Consider the following 21,603-nt stretch of genomic DNA (forward strand, 5'->3'; position numbering starts at 1 on the left):
ACCTACGGTGGCCCGGAAGGGGCCGCCATCCTATCTTCGTCGCCGATGACGACGGCCACCGTGGACACCGCGGCTCGCTCGCGCTACGCGTGGGCGACGACGGGAGACATCAACGCGTTCTTCGGGTTGATGCTCGACAACGTCGTCAACCTCGCCGTGCTCGCGGGCATTCTCGTCGCCGGCTTCGGCTTCCCGGCGACGCTCGTCTACACACGCATGTTCCCGGGCACCGCGCTCGGTGTGCTGTTCGGCGACGTCGTGTACACGGTGATGGCGATTCGGCTCGCGCAGCGCACCGGCCGCGACGACGTGACCGCGATGCCGCTCGGCCTCGATGCGCCGTCGACGATCGGCATGGCGCTCACCGTGCTCGGCCCGGCGTTTCTCGTCGCGAAGGCGAAGATGTCCGCCGGTGACGCGGCGATCGTCGCGTGGCAGGTCGGCATGGCGTGCATGGTGTTGATGGGCGTCTTCAAGTTCGTGATGTCGTTCGTCGGCGACCGGGTGCGGCGCGCGATCCCCGAAGCCGGACTCCTCGGCTCCATCGGCGGCGTGGGCATCGCGCTCCTCGGTACGTTGCAGCTCGGCGAGATCTACGGCGAGCCGATCGTCGGCATGATGGCGCTCGGCATCATCCTCTACGCGCTGGTGGCGAAGCTCCGCCTGCCGATGCGCGCGCCGCAGGTGCTGGCGAGCGTCGTCGTCGGCGTCGCGATCTACTACGGTCTCGGCGCCGCGGGCCTGCTCGTGCACCCGGTCGCGACGCCGACCGCGAGCTTTCCGATGGGTGCCCCGCTCCCCTCGTTAGGGTTCTTGAAAGGAATGCCGATCGCGGTGCGCGACTATCTGCCGCTCGCTCTTCCGTTCGCGATCCTCACGGTGATCGGCGGCATCAACGTGACGGAGAGCGCGCGCATCGCCGGCGACGACTACAACACGCGCGACATCCTGCTCACCGAGGCGGTCGCGACGCTCGTCGCCGGCGTGTGCGGCGGCGTGAGCCAGTCGACGCCGTACATCGGGCATCCGGCGTACAAGGCGATGGGCGGACGAGCCGGATACACGCTCGCCACGGGGCTGTTCATCGGGTTGGGAGGCATCTTCGGCTACATCGCGTTCATGGCCGACGCGTTGCCCAAGCCCGCGCTGGCGCCGATCCTCGTGTTCGTCGCGCTCGACATCACCGAGCAGAGTTACGTCGCGACGCCCAGACGTCACGCGGCGGCGGTCACGCTCGCGGTTCTACCGTCGGTCGCGCAACTCGTGCAGATCTTCTTGTCGCAGACCTACAACGGCGCGTTGATGTCGGCGGCGATCGATCCCGCGGGAACGATGAAGGCCACAGGTCTGACCAACCCGGACTTCATTTCGACGGTCGCCGTGATGGTGATGCTGGCCCACGGATTCATTCTCACGGCGATGCTCTGGGGCGGCGCGCTCGCGTTCCTCATCGACCGGCGCATCACCGCCGCGGCGACGACGTTCGCCGTGTGCTCCGTCTTGTCGTTTTTCGGGTTCATCCACTCGATCACGCCCTCGGGCGGAGTCTACCTGCCGTGGCGCATCGGATCGACGCTGCCCTACCATTGGGCCGTCGCGTATTTGGCGTTCGCGATCCTGATCGTGCTCCTTGGAAACACGTCCGCCGCGCGCACGAGCCCGGCTCCGCACGCGATCGAAGGCGCGTAGGCCCAACGCCGGCTTGATCGTGCACGTTCGGCCACGATCGCGTTCGAGCAAGACTCAACGCAGATGCCGCAGATGGGAACAACAATCCCGCAGATAAACAACAAGAGGCTTTGTTGTTATCTGCGGGATCGTTCTCGAGATCTGCGGCTTCTGCGTTGAATTTGCCTTCCCCGACAGCGTAGCCCCGGCCCCGCGAAAAAAACGGACCTCCAGAAACGACGAACAGGAGCCTGGCGTCGCGCGTGAATTTCCCACCCACCCGTTCAGCACGCGAGCACCAGAACTCCTGTCGCCTTCTACGCACGCCGCCGAATGACGTTTGGGGGGCAATCTGCGGCGCGCACTGAAACTACGAATGGCGCTGCGGCCCTGTTGGTTAAGATTCCACAAAGACGGCTCCGTTCGGGGGCCGTTCGAGGGCGCGTGAATGTCACGAACGTTTTTTAGCGCGCTTCGACGTCGCTCAATCGCGCCAACCGTTTGCGCGCGTCCGCGACCTGCGGCTGAAGCGCCGCGTCGGCGTTCTTCCACAGGTCCAGGAACTTGCCGTAATAGTGCGCCGCCTTCGCGCGGTCGCCTTTCGCTTCCCACAGCTCACCCAATCGCTTGTACGAGCCGGCGAGGAAGAACGGGTCGGTCCCGATTCGCTGAAGAATCGACGTCGAGTTCACGTAGCGCGTGAGCGCCGCGATCGCGGAATCCGGTTTCTGCGCCAAATCATATGCGTAGCCGATCTGGGGAAGCATGCAGATGGTGCAAGTGCCGACGTCCGCCGCTTGCGCCTCGTGCGCCGCGTCCAAATAGCGTTGCTCGGCGATGGCGATCCAGCTTTGGATCGAATGCCGAGTTCGCGACGCCGCCTCCTCGGTGAGGGCCGATGAGACTTTATCGAAGTCGCTCAGCATCGATCTCGCGAGGTCGGGCCTGCCGGCGACGGAGTACGCCTCGGCGAGGGTCGCGTATGGCCGATCGAGCAGCGGAATGCCGTCGAGTGGAACACGTTGCAGGCCGGCTTGAATGAGTTTGAGCGCCTTTCCTTTGTCACCGAGGAACCACGCCGTCACGACGGCGGAGTCGAGCGCCGATCGGAGCGGCGCGGTGGGCACGCCGTGTGTCCGGTTGAAGTCGGCGTTCAAGCCATCCAGTCTGAGCCCTTCGGTGAGTTGGCCGCGCGTCACGGCGACGATCCAGCCAATGCCGCTTCTCGTGGCTTCCAACACCTCGTCGCCGCGATTCGCCCTGGCGACCGAATCGACGAACGTCATCGCGCTGTCGAATTGCCCGCGAGCGTAGAATTGCGTCCCCTTGTTCACCGCGATGCGCGGGTTGTTGTTCGAGAACTTCAGTTCGGCGGCCCACGTCGAATCCACTTGCGCCCACTGGCCGAGCTCCGCCTCGTTCACGATCAGATTGTTGTAGCTCGTCGCCGTCGCGTTGGATGCGAGCGAGCGGCGCAGCAACGCCGCGGCTGAATCGAACTTCCGCTGATTCGCGTACAGCAGCGCGAGGTTGTTGAGCGCGGCCGATTGTGTCGGCCGGATCGCGAGCAGCGACTTGTACGCGTCGGCCGCTTTGGCCGAGTTTGGATGAGGCCCTTGCGACCAGTACGCCGCCACCGCGAGCCAGCGTTCGACCTCCGGCAGGCGGGCCGTGTCGCGATAGGCCCTTTCGATCGCGGCGATTTGGCCTTCGCGATCGCGGCCGCGATTGGACAGTTGTATCGCAAGACCGCGATACGCCGACGCGAACCCGGAGTCGATCGTGATCGCCTGCTTGAATAAATCGATCGCGAGGCTCGCGTCGCCGGCCGTCGCCGCCTTCTGGGCCTCCGTGTACTTCTCGAGCGCCGGGATCGAAGCCGTCGTGACCTGCGCGAGCCCGGCCGAGGCCTGGACGTGCTTGAGCGATTCACCCATCTGGCGCCGCAGCGAGCGTGTCAGCCCGCCGATCGTCGGGATGAGATCCTTCGCGCCATTCGCGCTACCGCTCAACGACGACAGGCTTTCGCCGGAGTCGGCGCCGACGAGCCGCATCGTGACCACGAACCCGCCGTTCGCCAGCGAATGGACGTCGCCGGTGACGATGGCCTTCGCTCCCTCGCGTCGCGCGATGATACGCGCCACGGCGGTGTCGACGCGGGTGTTCGGCGCTTGTTGCATCAACTGCAAATCGGCGGCGACCGCCTGCGCGCTCACGACGGAGATCACGGGCGACTGTCCCAAGTCCGCGCGCACCGCCTCGGCGACCACGCTGCCGAGCGTCGTGTCGCTTCCGGTCGACGTGAAGTCGCCGACGAGAATCCGGTCGCGGTCGTGCAACTGCCCGCTCGCCATCAGCGATTTGAGCGGGCCGAGTCCGAGAGGCCGCAGTACCATGAGAACGACGACGAGCAGCGCGAAGCTGCCGAGCGCGCTCACCATGAATCCGCGCACGTGCTGCCAGGAGAGGACCGGGCTGGCTCGCAACGCCATCGTCGAGAGCGTCGTCGGCGCAGGCGTGCCCGCCGGCTTGCGCGGAGTGGGCGCCGCCGTTCGTCGCGACACGCGCTGCACGTACGCTGTGACGAGGTAGAGCGGAATCCCAAACGTCATGATTCCGATCGTCGTCGTCAGCGCCCAGTCGGGAACGCCGAACGCGACTTCCGCCGCCTTCGCCAAGAGCGCGGCCGCGGCGAACGCGATCGCGTACATGATCGCCCCGCGACGGAAGCTCGCCGGCCGGCTCGTCGTCGCGAGAGATCCGGTCGAGCCGGTGGAAACGGCGTCGAGCACGCGCGCGATGTCCGACGCTTTCTGCGGACGCGCGTCGGGATCCTTCTCGAGACACTGCATCACGATCTCGGCGAGCGCGGCCGGCGTGTCCGGGCGCAGCTCCGAGACCGGCTGCGGCCGCGTTCCCATGTGTGCCGCCAACAGTTTGTGCGGCGACAGTCCGGTGAACGGCGGACGACCCGTCAACATCTCGTACGCCATGCACCCGAACGAGTAGATGTCGGCGCGGTGGTCCGTGCTCGGATCCGCCGCGGCCTGTTCGGGGGCCATGTACGCCGGCGTGCCGATCGACGTGCCCATTTGCGTCAGCGCGCTCGTTCCGCCGAGCGTGTCCGGCGCACGGGCGGCCGAAATCGCTTTCGCGATTCCGAAATCGGTTACCGTCGCCGACCCGCCCGTGATCAGGACGTTGTCCGGTTTGATGTCGCGGTGGACGACCTGGTGCTCGTGCGCGTACGCCAGCGCGCGCGCGACGTCGCGGAGGAGCGACACACACTCGTCGATCGGCATCGGCCCAGCCGACAGACGCGCGCGCAACGATTCGCCGTCGATGAACGGCATGGTGTAGAACGGCACGTCGCCCATCTCGCCGGCGGTGAGCACCGGCACGATGTGCGGATGCTGCAGGTTCGCCGCGACTTGTATCTCGCGCTTGAACCGCTCGACGTTGACGCCCGCTCCCAACTCAGCGGGGAGGACCTTGATGACGACCCTACGGCCGAACGCGGTTTCGGTCGCCGCGAAGACCCGCGACATGCCGCCGCCGCCCAGCTCGCGCTCGATCTGGTAGGATCCGCCCAGCAGGTTCTGGAGTTGTTCGCGAAGCTCCATTCAGCGGCGGCGAGGGTGTTCAGAAGCGTCTGCGGACCACAACGCGGCCGCAGCGGGCGGAAGCGCGGGCGCCTTAAGCTAGGAACGTGCGCGGGATGGGGCCAGCAGGCGTGCCGACCCCAATTTCATGGGGTCGAGCAGAGTCTCAAGCCGACTGCTCGATCGTTTCGAGGGCGTCGGCGCGCAACTCGCTCGCCGGAAGCCGAAGCTCGAACACCGCTCCTCCACCGGGACGCGGAGAATAGTGCACCGAGCCGCCCTGGATGTGCGCCAACGTCCGCGCGATCGAGAGTCCGAGACCGGCACGCGCCGCCGCGTCCGGCGCCGAACCCGCCGCCCGATAGAAAGCCTCGAAGATTCTCACGCGGTCGGCCTCCGGCACGCCCGGCCCTCGGTCGGACACCGAGAACACGAGCTCCTCGCCGTCGCGCCGCGCCGACAGCTCGACGGACTCGGTCGACGGCGAATATCGCGCGGCGTTCTCGAGAAAGTTTCCGAGCACGCGCAGCGATTGCGCGAAATCGAAAAACCCAACCAGCGCCGGGCTGTCGAGATCGATCACGGCACGCACCGGGCGTCCGTCGAAGAGCCCGCGCGTCTGACGCACGGCCGCACCGATCAGGTCCTCCGCCGTGTTGAGCTCCGGAGTCGCCGAGAAGCCGCCGCTCTTGAGCCGCGACAGGTCGAGCAGGTCGCTCACGAGGCGCGTGAGGCGGTCCGCTTGCTCCTCGATGGCGGCCGCGTTCTCGCTCCCCTGCAGCGCCTCGCTCTGCGCGAGCGCCTTGATCGTCGTCAGCGGTGTGCGCAGATCGTGCGACACGGACGCCAGCACGATGTCCTTCAGCCGGTCCGCCTCGCGCAACGCTTCCGCACGCTCAGCCTCGGCCACCAACCGAACGCGGTCGAGCGCGAGCGCGGCGTAGTAGGCGATGGCGTCGAGAAATCGTTTCTGCGCGGCGTCGAGCGCGACCGGCGTGGCGTTGGCGAGACGCAGCGCGCCGACGACGCGCTCTTGCACGCGCAGCGGAATCACGACTTCCCGGACGAGTCCATCGGGCGTCGTCGTCCAGAGCGGCGTCGTCTCGTCGGTCGTCGCGGTGATCGAGCACTCCGACATTCCCATCGCCGTTCGGATGATCTCGGCGATCCGGGTTGGAGCGTCCTCCGCCCGGCCGGCGCTCAGGGTCTCCGATCCGAGCCGCGACAGCGATTCCACCTCGACCGTACGACGCCGCGCCTCCTCGGCCTCGGCGCGCGCGCGCGCCAGCAGGTTGGTGGAGACGATCGACGTCACGAGGAACGCGATGAGCGCGAGCCAGTCGAGCGGCTTTCCGACCGCGACCTGGCCATACGGCGGCTGGAAGTAATAGTCGATCAGAACGAATCCGACGCACGCGAGCGTGATGCCGAGAGCGCGGCCGGAGCTGGCGCTGGCGAACAGCACGATCAGCAGGTACATGAGGACGACGTGTACCTGGTCGAAATCGCCGCGGTAGTGAACCATCATCGCGGTCACCACCGCGGTCACGACGGACGCCAGACCCCATCGCAGGGCCTGGCGTTGCGCGTTACCGGACACGGTCAGCGCGGTTGCTCTACCCGGTAGCCCACGCCGGGCTCGGTAATGATGATTTGCGGAGTCGCGGGATCAGCTTCGATTTTTCGCCGCAGGTTCGTGATGTGGACGCGAAGATACTGCTGCGGACTGCCGAATTCACGGTCCCACACCGCGTCGAAGATCTGCTGATGCGTCAGCGTGCGCCCGGCCGCGCTGAGCAGGGTCGCGAGAATCTGCCATTCGATCGGCGTCAGGTGGATGGCGACGTCGTCGCGCGAGACCCGGCGGTTGATCGTGTCGATGACGAGCGACCCGATGACGACCGGCGCCGTGTTCGCCCCCGCGGCGAACGTCTTCGCGCGGCGGATCTGCGCTTTGGCGCGGGCCGCCAGCTCGAGCACGCTGAACGGCTTCGTCACGTAGTCGTCGGCGCCGGCGTTCAGCAAATCCACCTTCTCGTGTTCTGAGTGTCGCGCCGACAACACGATGATCGGCACCGCCGACCGGCGGCGGATCTCGCGGCACACTTCGACCCCCGCCATGTCGGGCAGGCCGAGATCGAGTACGACGAGATCGGGACGCCCCGACGTCGCGGCGCTCACGCCGTCGGCGCCGTTCGCGGCCTCATCGACCTTCGCCGTCACGTCGCGCAGCGCGTCGCGCACGGCGCGCCGAATTTGCGGCTCGTCATCGATGACGAGAACGAGGTCGGCGTCCGGAGTGACCGCCGCCTTCGGCATGGCGAAATCAGTTTGTGTAGCCATGGGCACAAACTGTCTCGCGCGGCGCTGGCCGGCACGACTGTTCACATTTCTTAGCGTTGTGTGCGCCGCGTCTGCACGGCCCGCCACCGGGGCGGTCATCGGCACGGAAACTGACCCTGGTCTTGCCATGAGGCGCCTCCTATTCAGCATCGCGGCGAGCGCGGCCCTCGCCGGCGTCGCCTGCGACACAGCACCACGAAACCAAATTGGGCTCGTCGGACCCGTTGTCGTCGTCGACACGACCTTCGGAACTACAAGGTCGCTATTCATTTCGCCGTCGTTCGTGCAAGTCGACGCCGGAAGCCTGATCCAACTCTCCACGAACGCCGGCAATTTCTCTTCGGCGCTCATATGGGAGTCCCGGAATCCGACGATCGCCACCGTTTCGCAAACCGGTCTCGTGACGACGTTCCTTCCGGGCACCGCCACGATCACCGTCCATTTCGTTTCTGATCCGCTCAATCTTGCCATCGCGACGATCGTCGTCGCGCCGTTCGGCAACCCATAGCGAAGACGGCGGCGAAGCCGTCGTCCCCGCACCCGATCGAGGCGCCTCGTGCTTAATTATATGAGTGCGCCTCGACAAGAAGCTTCTCCTCATCGCGCCCGCCATCGTGCTGGCGTTCGTCGTCGCCGGGATGCTGTACACCGCGGTCGAGCTCCATGTTCTCGCCCGCTCCAGCGATACCCTCACCGCGCGAAAAGAGTTCATCGATCAGGTCGCCCGCGGTGAAAAACCGCTCGACGAGCGCCAGGCCCTCAACATTCTCCAAGTCGCGCTCGAAGTCGAGGGAAAGCGGAGCGCCGCCATCATCGCGAGCCGCGACCTTCTCCTCGAGCTCTCGGCGGTCGCGCTGGTAGCGTGGGGGTTTCTGGCGATCGGAATTCGAGCCGTGCCGAGACAACACTGGCCTCGCTTCGGCGCCGGGTCGGCGAGCGGCGCGCCGGCCGAGCAGACGGCGAGCCGACCATGACCGTCCGCCACTACTACACCGACGCGTACCGTGCCGAATTCACGGCGGCCGTCGTCGAGCGCAGCGATGACGGGATCCGCGTTTACCTCGACGAGACCGCGTTCTACCCGACGTCCGGCGGCCAGCCCCACGACATCGGAACGCTCGGCGGCGTCGCCGTCGTGGACGTCGTGGACGAAGCCGATCGGGTCGCCCACGTCCTGTCGGCGCCGATCGGCGCGTCGGAGCCCAGACTCGTCGGTCGCATCGATTGGGTCCGGCGGTACGACCACATGCAACAGCACACCGGCCAGCACCTGCTGTCGGCCGTGTTCGAGGATCTCTTCGGCGCCAAGACCGTGAGCGTCCATTTTGGTCCGGAGTCGTCCACGCTCGATCTCGAGATCGAGTCGCTCACGCGCGAGCAGTTGGTCGCGGCCGAAACTCGCGCGAACGAATTGGTCGGTGAGGCGAGACCGGTGGCCGTGACGTTCGAGGAGGCGGCGACGGCGCAGGGACTGCGCAAGGCATCGGAGCGCACCGGCATGCTCCGCGTCGTGTCGATCGAAGGCGTGGACCGGAGCGCGTGCGGAGGAACGCACGTGCGGTCGACCGCCGAAATCGGAACGGTGCTCGTCCGCTCGTCCGAAAAGATCCGAAAAGCCACGCGCGTCGAATTTGTGTGTGGACGACGGGCGCTCAGACGGGCGCGGCGCGACCTCGATGCGCTGTCGGCCATCGCGTCGTCGCTATCGGCGTCGCTCGACGACTCGCCTGCCGTCGTCGCCACGCAGAGCGAGCGGCTTCGCGACGCGGAGAACGCGCGGAAGAAGATGGACCGCGAGCTGAGCGGCTATCGCGTGCGCGAGCGATACGACGCGACCACGCCGGGCGCCGACGGTGTGCGCACGATCGTCGTGCGCGACGCGACGTCGATCGACGACCTGCGCGCGTTCGCTCAGGCGGCGTTCGCGCTGCCGCGCGTCGTGGTCGTCGGCGCGTTGATGAGTCCCGCGTCGGTGCTGCTCGCGTCGTCCGAAGACTCGGGCGTCGACGCCGGCCGCATACTCAAGGAAAAGCTCGCCGCGGTCGGCGGACGCGGCGGCGGTTCGCCTCGTCTCGCGCAGGGCAGCGTTCCGGACGCGAGCGCCGTCGAGTCCGTCGTCTCGTCGCTCGTCAACCGCGGCGGCTGAGCGTCGCTTCCCAGACGGCGTCGACCGCGTTTATGACGCGATCGACCGCCAAGCCCTCGAGCGACGACGCGGGATGGATTACCATCCGGCCCGGGTTGTCGTAGAGTCCCCAGCGCTCGCTCTTTTCGTTCGAGTACATCGCAACAGCCGGAACCCGAAGCGCCGACGCGGCGTGCGCGATGCTCGTGTCCGGCGTAATCACCAAATCGGCGGTCGCGACCAGCGCGAACGCGGCGCGAATCGTCGGCGTGGACACCACGCGCGCGTCGGCGGCGTTGGCGACTCGCGTCGCGCGCTCCGTCTCCGACGGTGCGCTGACCACGCGCAACACGGCTCCCGGATGCCGTTCGTGAATGTGTCGCATCACCTCGACGTATCGCTCGTCGGGCCACGTGCGCTCGGCGCTGCCCGCCGAGATGTTCACGAGTACCCGAGCGGCGCCTTCGGGCGCCGCCCACATCGAGACGGCGCGCGCGATTTCCATCTCTGAAAGGTCGAGCGACGGACGCCGGTCCATGGTGGCGGGATCGACGCCGAATGCTTGCACTAGCGCCGAGAGGCGATCGACCATGTGGCCGTCGGGGCGCGGATCGGGCGAGACGGTGAGCGTGAACGCGTCGTCGTTTCCGCGCCCCGAGATTCCGATTCGGTGGCGTGCTCCGCTCGCCAACACCAGGAGCAGCGTCGTCACGGATGGCGCCGTCACCATGCAGTCGACGACCGCATCGTACTTCGCGCGGCGCAGTCGGCGGGCAATCGGGATATAGGATCCGAGCGCCCGCTTGTCGAAAGTGATGGTGGTGGCGACGTAGTCGGCACCTTCGATGATCGGCGCGTTCAACGGCGAAGCGAGCACATCGAGCGTGATCGTCGGATGGGAGCGCGCGATGGCGCGCAGGACGCCCGTCGAGAGCACCATGTCGCCGGCGCGATCGTGTCGGAGAAAGAGCACGCGATGGGGACGCTCTTTCCAACGGGGCGACTCCGGTGCGCGCCGCATCAGGCGCACCAATCCCTTGATCCAGAGACGACGCCACCAGAGCTCGAGCCGTCGCAAACGCATGTAAGGAATCTATGAGCATCCCGCGAGCCGGCTGGTCACTCGCGCGTTGGCGTTTTCAATCCCCGACTTCATACTTCGGTGGCCGCCTCGATCTCTCCCGGCGCGGGGTCTCATCGAGGCTCGACCTCCTCCACCCACAGGTTGGCGTCCATGTTCCGTTTTCGTCCCGGTCTCCTGGCCGCGTCGCTCGTGCCCGCGGCCGCGATCGCCGCGCAAGGCTCCCCTTCCCCGTCCGTGAAGCAGGCGGGGAAAGCGGCGATCAACATCCCGTTCGAGAAGTACACGCTCAAGAATGGGCTCACCGTGGTTCTCTCCGAGGACCACACCACGCCGACGGTCGCCGTCGAAGTGGTGTACCACGTCGGATCGAAGAACGAGATGGCGGGGCACACCGGCTTCGCGCACATGTTCGAGCACGTGATGTTCACCGGCTCGGGCCACGTCCCCTACGGTACGCACGATCGTTTCACCGAAGGCGTGGGGGGGAGCAACAACGGCCAGACGTATTATGACTGGACGCGGTACTGGGAGACCGATCCGTCGAATTACCTCGAGACCACGCTCTGGCTCGAGTCGGATCGCATGGGCTTCCTCCTCGACTCGCTCGACGAGACGAAGTTCAAGGCGCAGCGCGACATCGTGAAGAACGAACGCCGACAGAGCAACGACAACCAGCCGTACGCGCGCGACGGCGAAGTGATCAGCCTCGCGATGTACCCGAACGGCCATCCGCATTCGTGGCCGGTCATCGGCGCGATGAGCGATCTTTCCGGCGCCTCGGTGGAGGATGTCAAGCGCTTCTTCCGCCTCTACTACGCGCCGAACAACGCGACGCTCGCGATCGTCGGCGACATCGACCGCACGCAAGCCAAGGCGTGGGTCGAGAAATACTTCAACGACATTCCGCGCGGACAGCCCATCGTGCGCCCCAAGTTCGGACCGCCCACGCTCGCGGGCGAGAAGCGGCTGACCTTCGAGGACCGGGTGCAGATTCCGCGGCTCACCATCCGTTGGCCGTCGGCGGACCAAGCCAGCACCGACGCGCCGGCCTTGCGCATTCTCGCCAGCGTGCTCGCCGGGTCGCGCACCGCCCGCCTCACGAAGCCGCTCGTCTACGACGCGCAGTCGGCCGCCAACGTGAACGCGTTCCAGACCGGATTCGAGGGCGCCGGAGAATTCAGCGTCATCGCGACGCCGAGGCCGGGACACACACTCACCGAGCTCGAGACGCAAGTCGACTCGATTCTCGCGCGCGTCAAGAACGAGGGACCGACCGCCGAAGAGCTGGAGCGCGCCAAGGCCGGCCAGGAATTCCAGTTCCTCAACGGGCTCCAGTCGAATCTCGGCAAGGCATTCGAGCTGGCGGAGGATCAGACTTTTTATAACGACCCGAGCTACACCTTCCGCGTCCAGTACCCGCGTCTTCAGGCGGTGACCGCGGCCGACGTCAAGCGCGTCGCTGCGAAATACCTCGGCGACAAACGCGTCGTGTTGAGCAACGTGCCGATGGGCAAGACCGATCTCGCCTCGCACGCCGACAAGAGCACGGTCGTCACCGATCCGCTCACCGAAATCACCACGGGGATCAAGCCATGACGCGCATCTTCCATCCGGTCGTCGCCGCGCTCGCGTCGTTGACGCTCGTGGCCCCGATTTCCGCGCAGCAGAAAGCCGTGCAGTCGGGAAACACGTCCAAGTCGACGCTCGATCGCACCAAGATTCCGACCGCGGCCAAAGCCGCCGATCTGCGCGTTCCGTCGTGGACGAAGGCGACCCTGGCCGACGGCGCCGAGTTGGTGGTGTCGGAAAAGCACGACCTGCCGCTCGTCTCCTTCTCGATCAATTTCGTCGGCGGTGCGGCGCAGTACGAGCCGGCGGGCAAGACCGGGCTCGGCTCGATCGTCGGACAGATGCTCACCGAGGGCACGACGCATCGCACCGGCGACCAGATCTCCAACGATCTCCAGTTGCTGGGCACGGGAATCGGCGCCGGGGTCGGCTCGGAATCGGGGCGTGTCGGATTTACCTCGACGGCCGACAAGTTCGAGAAGACGCTCGCGATCCTGGCTGACGTGCTCGAGAACCCGAGCTTCCCGCAGGAGGCGCTCGACCGTCTCAAGGGACGCCTCAACGTGCAACTGCTTCAGAACCGCGACCGCACGACCGGCATCGCGGGGGTCGTCTTTCCGAAAGTGCTGTACACGACCGATCACCCGTACGGCGTCTCCCTCACGCCGGAGACGCTCGCCTCGATCACGCGCGACGACGTCGCGTCGTTCTACAAGTCGTACTTCCAGCCGGGGCGCGCGATCATCACCGTCGTCGGTGACATCACGCCCGCGGCCGCGAAAGCGGCGGTCGATCGTGAGCTCGCCGGTTGGGCGAGCGGCGGCTCGATGCCAAAGTTCACGTATCCGGCGGTGCCCGCATCCAAGCCGACGACGATCTATCTCGTCGACAAGCCCGGCGCCGCGCAGTCGACGTTCGCCATCGGAGCTCCGGGTCCCGCTCGCGACACGCCCGACTACTACGCGATTCGCGTGATGAACGAGATGCTCGGCGTCCTCTTCCAGTCGCGGCTCAACCACAACATCCGCGAAGTGAAGGGCTACAGTTACGGCGTCTTCTCGAACTTCGCGTTCGGCAAGGGGCCCGGCGCCTTCCGCGCGGGCGGCGACATCGTTACGGCGAAATCGGACAGCGCGCTCATCGAGTTCATGAAAGAGCTGCGCGACATCCGGGGTCCGCGCCCGCCGACCGACGACGAGCTCAAACAGGCGAAGGCGAGCCTCGTGCAGAGTCTGCCCGAGAATTTCGCGTCCGTCAACGGCATCAACGCCAGCATTGGCCAGCTGTACGTGCAGGGGCTGCCGCAGGACTACTACCAACAGTTCGCGCGTGCCGTGAACGCCGTCACCGCCGACGACGTTGTTCGGGTCGCCAAGACGTATATCGACCCCGACCACCTCGCGATCGTCATCGTCGGCGACCGCACAAAAATCGAAGCTCCGCTCGCCGCGACCAACATCGCGCCGATCGTGCACCTCGACGTGAACGGGAACGTGGTAGACCGTTAGACCGGTCCACCGGTCCACCGGTCCACCCGTCCACCCGTCCACCCGAGTTGCGATATTAGGATGCCCCTCTTAGACTGCGCCCTCCGCAACTGAACTCCATCCGTTTGGTGATTCGATGAGCACGCACATCAACCCGATGACCGCCGCCGGCCTGGCCGCCTCGAGAGGCGTCCCGACGGGCTTCGGCATCGGCACCGCTCACAGTCACTGATCGCGCGATAACGGCTCGGGTAATCACGAGGGCGGCGCCGCGATTCGGTGCCGCCCTTTCGATTTCAATCAACTTGCGCCTGCCGCCGCGCCACACGAATCAACGAATAGGAGTTCACTTGAGTACCTCAATGTCCAATTCCGCCGAGAGCGCCATCGTGGTGCCGGGCGACGCAGGGGCGGCCGATGCCGCGCACGCGCCGCCGCCCCCACTCTCGCTCGGGGCGGCCATACGCGAAGCGCTGCGCGGCACGCATCGCGACTTCACCGAAGGCACCGTCGCGCACGCGATCCTGATCCTCGCCATTCCGATGGTGCTGGAGATGATCATGGAGAGCGTGTTCGCCGTCTGCGACGTGTTCTTCGTCTCCAAGCTCGGCGCGAGCGCGGTTGCCACGGTCGGTCTCACCGAGTCGTGGGTCACGCTCGTGTTCGCGCTCGCCATGGGATTGGCGATCGCGACGTCGGCGACCGTTGCGCGCCGCACCGGCGAACGCGACCGAGAGGGCGCGGCGCGCGCGGCCACGCAGGGCATTCTGCTCGGCCTGGCGCTGGCCGCGATCCTCGGCGTCATCGGCGGCGCGCTCGCACCGCAAGCGTTGCGTGTGATGGGCGCGTCACCCGACGTCGTCGCGCAAGGCACGGGCTACGCCCGCGTCATGCTCGGCGGCAACGTCACGATCGTCATGCTGTTCCTGATCAACGCGATCTTCCGTGGCGCGGGAGACGCGGCGATCGCCATGCGCGTGCTGTGGCTGGCGAACGCGATCAACATCGTGCTCGGACCGTGTCTCATCTTCGGACTCGGGCCGTTCCCGCGGCTTGGCGTGACCGGTGCGGCGATCGCGACCAACATCGGCCGGGGAACGGGCGCGTTGTTCGCGCTGTCGCGGCTTCTCAAGCCGGGATCGCGTATCGACATCCACGTTCGCCATCTCAAGATCGAACCCGCGCTGATCGGAAAGTTGCTGCAGCTCGCCTGGTCGGCGGCGCTTCAGTTCCTGATCGGCATGGGGAGTTGGATCGCGCTCGTGCGAATTCTGTCGAGCTTCGGCAGCGACACGCTCGCCGGATACACGATCGGCATTCGCGTCATCATGTTCACGATCTTGCCGGCGTCGGGCGTCGCGAATGCGGCGGCGACGATGGTCGGCCAGGCGCTCGGTGCTCGAAAGCCGGAGCGCGCCGAGCAGGCGGTGAAGATCGCGGGCAAGTACAACATGTTCGTGCTGACGGCCGTCGGAGTCGTTTTGGGTCTCGGCGCTCCGCTCATCGCGCACGTGTTCACGTCGGACCCGGAGGTCGCGTCCAACGCGACAAACCTGTTGCGCGTCGTGGCGTTCGGGTACCCGCTGTACGGATGGGGGATGGTGTTCGGACAGTCGTTCAACGGTGCGGGCGACACGCGGACGCCGACGCTGCTGAACCTGGCCGTGTTCTGGTGTTGGGAGATCCCGCTCGCGTTCGTGCTGGCCATCGTGTTCAAGCTCGGCCCGTTCGGCGTCTTCGTCGCGATGGCGATCGCGTTCTCGACGTACGCATTGGCCGGCAGGTGGGCGTTCAACCGCGGAACCTGGAAGCTCCGCCGGATCTGACGCTCGTCGCCTGGCCTCAAAGAAACGGCTGCTCTGAGATGCCCTCAGAGGAGCCGTTTTTTTCGTTTTCGTCTACGCCCCTTGGACGACGGCGTCTTCGATTTCGGCTCGCCGACGACGGCCACCAGCGCGAGCTCGGCCGTGTGCCTCGACGCCGTCCACCGAATCTGTCCCCGCTTCTCCTTCTGGATCTCCTTCAGGCGTTCCTCGACTTCCTCGATATCGCCCCGCTCATTCGCCATTCCATCCTCCCCGTTCCATTCTTACACCCTCATATTGATGGCGGACGCTCTCTAACGCCCTCTTCGCAGTCCGATTCCTCGGAGTTCGGCAGTTTTGGAGTTCGGCCGTTTCGGAGTTGGGCAGTTTCGGACCTTGGCAGTCTCGGAGTTCGGCCGTTTCGGACCTTGGCAGTCTCGGAGTTCGGCAGTCTCGGAATTCGTCCCTCCTCCCTTTGCCTTATGTCGACCTTAGTCTCCGCCCCCCCAAGCCTCGACGAGCTCTGGCTCCCCTTCACCGCCAACCGCGCCTTCAAACGCGCTCCTCGGCTGCTCGTCGCCGCCAGCGGTATGTACTACACCGCGGCCGACGGTCGCCAGATTCTCGACGGCACCGCCGGGCTTTGGTGCGTGAACGCCGGGCATTGCCGGGAATCGATCACGTCGGCGATCCGCGAACAAGCGGGCGTGATGGACTACGCGCCGCCCTTCCAGATGGGACATCCGCTGGCGTTCGAGCTCGCGCAACAGCTCGCGGGCATGCTTCCCGGCGATCTCGATCACGTCTTCTTCGGCAACTCCGGCTCCGAGGCCGTGGATACGGCGCTCAAGATCGCCCTCGCCTATTGGCAGGCCAAGGGTGAGCCCGAGCGCGTACGCTTCGTCGGACGCGCCCGCGGTTACCACGGCGTCGGGTTTGGCGGAGTCGCCGTCGGCGGCATCGAGTCGAATCGCCGGCAGTTCGCCGCCCAGCTGCCCGGCGCGGTCGATCACCTCCCGCACACGCACGACCCCGCGGCCAACGCGTTCTCGAAGGGCCAGCCTCGGCACGGCGCGCAGCTCGCCGACGCGCTCGAGGAGATCGTGAGCAAGCGCGGCGCGCACACCATCGCCGCGGTGATCGTAGAACCGGTGGCGGGATCGACGGGCGTACTCGTTCCGCCGGTCGGTTACCTCGAGCGGCTGCGCGAGATCTGCGACCGCCACGGCATCCTTCTCATCTTCGACGAGGTCATCACCGGCTTCGGAAGAACCGGCTCGGCGTTCGGCGCGACGAGATTTGGTGTGACGCCGGACATGATGACGCTGGCGAAAGGCATCACCAACGCCACCGTGCCGATGGGCGCCGTGTGCATGCGACGCGGCATCTATGAAACCGTCGTCGACGGCGCTCCAGCGGGAATCGAGCTCTTTCACGGGTACACGTACTCCGGCCATCCGCTCGCCGCTGCCGCCGGTCTCGCGACGCTCGATCTCTATAAGACGGACGGACTCTTCGAGCGCGCCGCGTCGCTCGAACCCGTCATGGCCGACGCGGTGCATTCGCTGCGCGGAGCACCGCACGTGATCGACGTTCGAAACATCGGTGTGGTGGGCGGCATCGAGCTCGAGCCGCGCCCGGGCGCGCCCGGCGCGCGCGGGTTCGAGATCTTCCTCAAATGCTTCGAGGCGGGCGTCCTGGTTCGCTCGACCGCGGACACGATCGCGCTGTCGCCGCCGCTCATCGTCGAGCACGATCAAATCGAACAGATCGTCGACACGGTGCGCGACGCGCTCAACACAGTTGCCTAGTGGAATCTCGAATGCACGCTGGCCGGAGCATCGCTCGACGTCGCGTCGCGACGGCCGGCACGGCGATCACCTTCGCGGCCCTCGTCGGCTGCACGCTCCAGGAAGTCGGTCGTACGGATACCACCACCGCCACTGCGCAACGCACGACGGCGCGGCCGTACAACGCCGAGACGTGGCAGCCACCGGTCGTCGACAGCACGCCCGACGATCCGCTCGAGGTGTCGATCTACCGCGGATTGGCGCTCCTCACGCACACGCACGACAGCCTGCCCAACTTCGCCGGCGGAAATCTCGTCTGCACCAGTTGTCATCTGGATGAAGGCCGGCGCCCAAACGCCGCCCCGCTGATGGGCGTCATGGCGCGCTTCCCCAAGTTCCTCGACCGCGCCGGCGCCGTCGTCCCGATCGAGGATCGCGTCAACTACTGTTTCACGCGGAGTCTCTCCGGATCGAAGCTGCCGCCGGACAGCCGCGAGATGCAGGACATCGTCGCGTACCTCGCCTACATATCGAAGGGCGTCCCGACGGGAGAACACGTGCGCGGCGAGGGTTTCGCCACGATGCCAAAGCTGTTCGGTGACCCGGCCACCGGGCACAAGCTCTTCACCGAGAACTGCGCGCGATGCCACGGCAACGACGGCGCGGGGATCGGGCCGGCGCCATCGCTCTGGGGACCCAAGTCGTTCAGCATCGCCGCGTCGATGGCCCGAGTCGAGCGCGCGGCATCGTTCATTCGGCACAACATGCCGTTCGACAAGCCGGGATCGCTCACCGACCAGCAGGCGTACGACATCGCGGCCTACGTCGTGTCGATGCCTCGTCCGGACCAACCGGGCAAAGACCTCGATTGGCCGACCGGCGGCGCTCCGTCGGACGTGCCGTACGACACGAAAGGACACAAGGCCTTCCACCCGCCCAAGGTTCTCCCGCGCGCGAATCCGGCGAACACGATCGTCGGAAATCCGCCGTCCGTCATTCACAAGTAGTCATGCAGGGAGTGAGATGAGCCACCCCCAACGACCGATCAGCCGGCGGTCGATGATCGCCGGGACGGCTGCCGCGACCGGTGGCGCGCTCCTGGCCAAGCTCCCCCTCCCCGAGACGGCCGACGCGCGGCAAGCGCCGAGCGCGCCCGCGCTCCCGGCCGTCGGCGATCCGACCAAGGCGCCCGGCGCGCCGACGACGGCCGTCGGCACGCGATCGCCGTTCGTCGAGCCCAAGCGCGCGCCCGTCGGCGACGTCTCAGGCACGACGCTCGCCCCGCTCCAGGATCTGGCAGGCACGATCACTCCCGCCGATCTCCATTTCGCGCGCATCCATTCCGGCGTTCCCACGATTGATCCCGCGGGTCACACGTTGCTCATCCACGGGCTGGTCGATCGGCCGATGACTTTCAGCGTCGACGACGTCAAGCGCTTCCCCGCCGTCACGCAGATTCACTTCATCGAGTGCTCGGGGAACGGACGCACCGCGTACCGCGCCCCCCGTCCGGACATGACGCCGCAGCAGGTCGACGGGATGACGAGCCAGAGCGAGTGGACCGGTGTCCCGCTGTCGTTGCTGCTTCGAGAGACAGGCGTCAAATCCGGCGCGAAGTGGTTTCTCGCCGAGGGCGGCGACTCGTGTCTGCTCGCCCGCAGCATCCCGATCGCCAAGGCGCACGACGACGCGCTCATTGCCTGGGCGCAGAACGGCGAGCCGCTGCGGCCGGAGCAAGGATTTCCGATTCGCTTGCTGCTCCCCGGTTTCGAGGGCAACACCAACGTCAAATGGCTTCGCCGCATCAAGCTTGGCACCGAGCCGTTCATGACTCGCTGGGAAACCTCCAAATACACCGACCCGATACTCGGCGGCAAAGCGCGCCAGTTCAGCTTCGAGATGGACGCGAAGTCGATCATCACGAGCCCGGCGTATCCCGATCGCATCGCCGCCCCCGGCTGGCGTGCGATCCGCGGACTGGCCTGGAGCGGCCGGGGACGGATCACACGGGTGGACGTGAGCACCGATGGCGGCGCCAGCTGGCAAGAGGCAGGGCTCCGCACGCCCGCCATGCCGAAAGCGCACGTGCGATTCGAGCTTCCGTGGCGCTGGGCCGGTGATAATAGTTTTCTAATGAGCCGAGCGACCGACGAGACGGGGTACGTGCAGCCGACGATGGCCGAGCTACGCGCCGCGCGCGGTCCGGCGACCGAGTACCACTTCAATTGCATCCGCGGCTGGCGCGTCGCGCGCGACGGCTCCGTGACGTTCGAGGCGAACACGTGAACGGCGCCATTGTGTTGTCCGGGCTGTGCGTCCTCGTCGCTGCGTGCGCGCCGCAAACGCGCGACGCCTCCGTCGGCGCCGGTCTGCCCGCCAACCTCGGACTCGGCGCGGCCGCGACGGCCGCCCAGGTCGCGGCCGTCGACGTGGAGGTCGGCCCCGACGGCGCCGGCCTCCCGGCCGGCTCGGGGACGCCGGAACAAGGCAAGTCGGTCTACCTGATGAATTGCGCGACCTGCCACGGCAACGACGGCGAAGGCCACCCGCCGCTGGCTCCCCAGATCATCGGCGGTCCGCGCGGCTCTTTCAACTTCGCGAACGACCCGACGATGACGCGGACGATCGGCAATTACTGGCCGTACGCCACGACGGTGTTCGACTACGTCCGCCGCGCCATGCCCTTTGGCGCGCCCCGCTCGCTGACCAACGACCAGTACTACGCCGTCACGGCCTACCTGCTCGAGCGCGAAGGCATCATCCAGCCCGGCACGATCATGGATGCGAAGTCACTGCCGGCGGTCCAGATGCCGGCCCGCTCGCACTTCGTCGTTGACGATCGCGCGGGCTCAATGGGCGGCAAGGCCGTTCGCTGAGACTGGGTCTCACGAACTACTTCAGGAAAGCGCTACTTGGCGCCGAGGTGCTTGGCGAAGAACGCCCAAGTCTTGTTCCACGAGTCGATCTGCTCGGGCGAATCTTCGCGCTCGAGTGTTTGCTCGTTCACACGGCGGCTGAACGTGTGTCCGCAGCCGTGCGGGCCCTCGGGCGGATTCACGTAGATCTTCGTCTCCGCGAGATCCGGCTTGAGCGCGCGCAGTGTGTAGACCATCTGCTGGTCTTCGCGGAAGAAGACGTCGCAGTCGTTGGTCGCCACGTGCACGAGCATCGGAACCTTGAGGTTCTCGGCGTGGAAGACCGGCGAGCGCTTGAGGTATTCGTCGATGCAGTCGTGGTCGTGCGTCGGGCCGCAGCTCTGCTCCCACGGCAGCCCCTGGATTCCCGTCTCCGCCGCGTAGTCGCGCGCGTAGCCGGGACCGTGATCCATCAGGCGGAAGACGAGATTGGTGACCGGCACGATCGCCGCGCCCGCCTTGAACGGATTGTCGTCGCGGAAAAGGATGTGCGACGTGATGAAGCCGCCGTGACTCCAGCCCATGATGCCCAGGTGCTGCGCGTCGACGTACGGCAGCGTCGCGAGATAGTCGACTGACGAGAGCACGTCGTCGACCTCCTTGCCGCCGTAATCGATCTTCTTCATCCACTCGTCGCCGTAGCCGGTGCTGCCCCGATAGTCGGGGGTGAGGATGACGTAGCCGCGCTTCACCGCTTCGACGATGAACGGATAGAGCGCCGTGTCCCAGTCGCCATGGACGCCGCCGTGCACCCACACGAGCGCGACGTGCTTCGTGGTGCCGTGGTTGATCGGCGAGAAGAGATACGCCGGGATCTCGAGGCCGTCGGCGCGGCTTCTGTATTTGATCTTCTGAAATTCGTAGTTGCCCGGGGCCTTCGCCGCGTAGACGCTGTCCGTGCGCCGTTTGTTGGCGAGGTCGCGCTCGCAAATCTGCGGCGCGCATCCGCGCAGGTCCTTCGGATCCTTGCTCACGTACAACTCCCGCTCACGCACCGAGTCGACGGCGCCGCGCCACGCCGAAGCGGGGCCCGCACGGTGCGGATCGCGCGCCGGCCGGTTGCCGCCGCGTCCCATTTGGCGAACGGCGGAAGTGTCTTGGGCGGTCAAAGGCCGCGCGGCGAGCGGCGCGGCGGCAAATGCGAAGAGAGCGGCGGCTGCGGGGAGACGTCTCATGCGACCCTCATGACGGCTGTTGGCGATCCAACGACAATTC

Annotated in this window: 17 protein-coding genes; 11 read left to right on the plus strand and 6 right to left on the minus strand. The window is 66.6% G+C overall.

The window, feature by feature from the left end; all coding sequences use genetic code 11:
- Positions 1-45 precede the first annotated feature (45 nt).
- Positions 46-1,689, plus strand: a complete 1,644-nt coding sequence (locus tag VGQ44_22860; protein ID HEV8449681.1) for a hypothetical protein — start codon at positions 46-48, stop codon at positions 1,687-1,689.
- A 443-nt stretch (positions 1,690-2,132) separates the two neighbouring features.
- On the opposite strand, the gene VGQ44_22865 is transcribed toward VGQ44_22860, so the two are convergent.
- The 3 genes from VGQ44_22865 to VGQ44_22875 all read right to left on the minus strand — a co-directional run bounded on the left by VGQ44_22865 (position 2,133) and on the right by VGQ44_22875 (position 7,613).
- Entirely contained in the window at positions 2,133-5,291 is a 3,159-nt protein-coding gene (locus VGQ44_22865; protein HEV8449682.1) for a protein kinase, read from the minus strand.
- Positions 5,292-5,436: 145 nt separating this feature from the next.
- The gene (locus VGQ44_22870; protein ID HEV8449683.1) at positions 5,437-6,870 is read right to left on the minus strand and encodes an ATP-binding protein; all 1,434 of its coding nucleotides are present in this window, start codon (positions 6,868-6,870) and stop codon (positions 5,437-5,439) included.
- A 2-nt stretch (positions 6,871-6,872) separates the two neighbouring features.
- On the minus strand, positions 6,873-7,613 hold the full coding sequence (locus VGQ44_22875; protein ID HEV8449684.1) for a response regulator transcription factor: 741 nt from the start codon (positions 7,611-7,613) through the stop codon (positions 6,873-6,875).
- A gap of 127 nt (positions 7,614-7,740) precedes the next feature.
- Here VGQ44_22875 and VGQ44_22880 point away from each other — a divergent pair, with 127 nt between their 5' ends.
- The 3 genes from VGQ44_22880 to VGQ44_22890 all read left to right on the plus strand — a co-directional run bounded on the left by VGQ44_22880 (position 7,741) and on the right by VGQ44_22890 (position 9,759).
- Positions 7,741-8,121 (plus strand): Ig-like domain-containing protein, encoded by a 381-nt coding sequence (locus VGQ44_22880; GenBank protein ID HEV8449685.1) that lies wholly within the window; start codon positions 7,741-7,743, stop codon positions 8,119-8,121.
- 64 nt (positions 8,122-8,185) lie between these two features.
- Positions 8,186-8,587, plus strand: a complete 402-nt coding sequence (locus VGQ44_22885) for a hypothetical protein (GenBank protein HEV8449686.1) — start codon at positions 8,186-8,188, stop codon at positions 8,585-8,587.
- Entirely contained in the window at positions 8,584-9,759 is a 1,176-nt protein-coding gene (locus tag VGQ44_22890) for a DHHA1 domain-containing protein (GenBank protein ID HEV8449687.1), read from the plus strand. Before VGQ44_22885 ends, VGQ44_22890 begins: the two co-directional genes overlap by 4 nt.
- On the opposite strand, the gene VGQ44_22895 is transcribed toward VGQ44_22890, so the two are convergent.
- A complete protein-coding gene (locus VGQ44_22895; protein ID HEV8449688.1) occupies positions 9,743-10,822 on the minus strand; it encodes a glycosyltransferase family 9 protein in 1,080 nt (359 codons plus the stop codon). The two genes, VGQ44_22890 and VGQ44_22895, sit on opposite strands and share 17 nt — an antisense overlap.
- Positions 10,823-10,972: 150 nt before the next feature.
- Here VGQ44_22895 and VGQ44_22900 point away from each other — a divergent pair, with 150 nt between their 5' ends.
- The 3 genes from VGQ44_22900 (at position 10,973) to VGQ44_22910 (ending at position 15,704) form a co-directional block, all read left to right on the plus strand.
- Positions 10,973-12,418 carry a pitrilysin family protein gene (locus tag VGQ44_22900; GenBank protein ID HEV8449689.1) on the plus strand — a complete coding sequence of 482 codons (1,446 nt, stop codon included), beginning with the start codon at positions 10,973-10,975 and terminating at the stop codon, positions 12,416-12,418.
- The gene (locus tag VGQ44_22905) at positions 12,415-13,899 is read left to right on the plus strand and encodes a pitrilysin family protein (protein HEV8449690.1); all 1,485 of its coding nucleotides are present in this window, start codon (positions 12,415-12,417) and stop codon (positions 13,897-13,899) included. Before VGQ44_22900 ends, VGQ44_22905 begins: the two co-directional genes overlap by 4 nt.
- A 341-nt stretch (positions 13,900-14,240) precedes the next feature.
- Positions 14,241-15,704: an MATE family efflux transporter gene (locus VGQ44_22910; GenBank protein HEV8449691.1), complete on the plus strand. Its 1,464-nt coding sequence runs from the start codon at positions 14,241-14,243 to the stop codon at positions 15,702-15,704.
- A 44-nt stretch (positions 15,705-15,748) separates the two neighbouring features.
- Here VGQ44_22910 and VGQ44_22915 read toward each other — a convergent pair whose 3' ends face one another.
- The gene (locus tag VGQ44_22915; GenBank protein HEV8449692.1) at positions 15,749-15,946 is read right to left on the minus strand and encodes a hypothetical protein; all 198 of its coding nucleotides are present in this window, start codon (positions 15,944-15,946) and stop codon (positions 15,749-15,751) included.
- A 219-nt stretch (positions 15,947-16,165) separates the two neighbouring features.
- On the opposite strand from VGQ44_22915, the gene VGQ44_22920 reads away from it, so the two are divergent.
- Genes VGQ44_22920 through VGQ44_22935 form a run of 4 tightly spaced genes read left to right on the plus strand, consistent with a single transcriptional unit; the run spans position 16,166 to position 20,349 of the window.
- The gene (locus tag VGQ44_22920) at positions 16,166-17,494 is read left to right on the plus strand and encodes an aspartate aminotransferase family protein (GenBank protein HEV8449693.1); all 1,329 of its coding nucleotides are present in this window, start codon (positions 16,166-16,168) and stop codon (positions 17,492-17,494) included.
- Between the two features lie 11 nt (positions 17,495-17,505).
- Positions 17,506-18,480, plus strand: a complete 975-nt coding sequence (locus VGQ44_22925) for a c-type cytochrome (protein HEV8449694.1) — start codon at positions 17,506-17,508, stop codon at positions 18,478-18,480.
- Positions 18,481-18,496: 16 nt separating this feature from the next.
- Positions 18,497-19,759 (plus strand): sulfite dehydrogenase, encoded by a 1,263-nt coding sequence (soxC, locus tag VGQ44_22930; GenBank protein HEV8449695.1) that lies wholly within the window; start codon positions 18,497-18,499, stop codon positions 19,757-19,759.
- A complete protein-coding gene (locus VGQ44_22935) occupies positions 19,756-20,349 on the plus strand; it encodes a cytochrome c (GenBank protein HEV8449696.1) in 594 nt (197 codons plus the stop codon). The genes soxC and VGQ44_22935 overlap by 4 nt, the downstream gene beginning before the upstream one ends.
- 32 nt (positions 20,350-20,381) lie before the next feature.
- Here VGQ44_22935 and VGQ44_22940 read toward each other — a convergent pair whose 3' ends face one another.
- Positions 20,382-21,563, minus strand: a complete 1,182-nt coding sequence (locus tag VGQ44_22940) for an alpha/beta fold hydrolase (protein ID HEV8449697.1) — start codon at positions 21,561-21,563, stop codon at positions 20,382-20,384.
- Positions 21,564-21,603: the final 40 nt, after the last annotated feature.

It is taken from the genome of Gemmatimonadaceae bacterium (assembly GCA_036003045.1).
Taxonomy (GTDB): Bacteria; Gemmatimonadota; Gemmatimonadetes; order Gemmatimonadales; family Gemmatimonadaceae; genus JAQBQB01.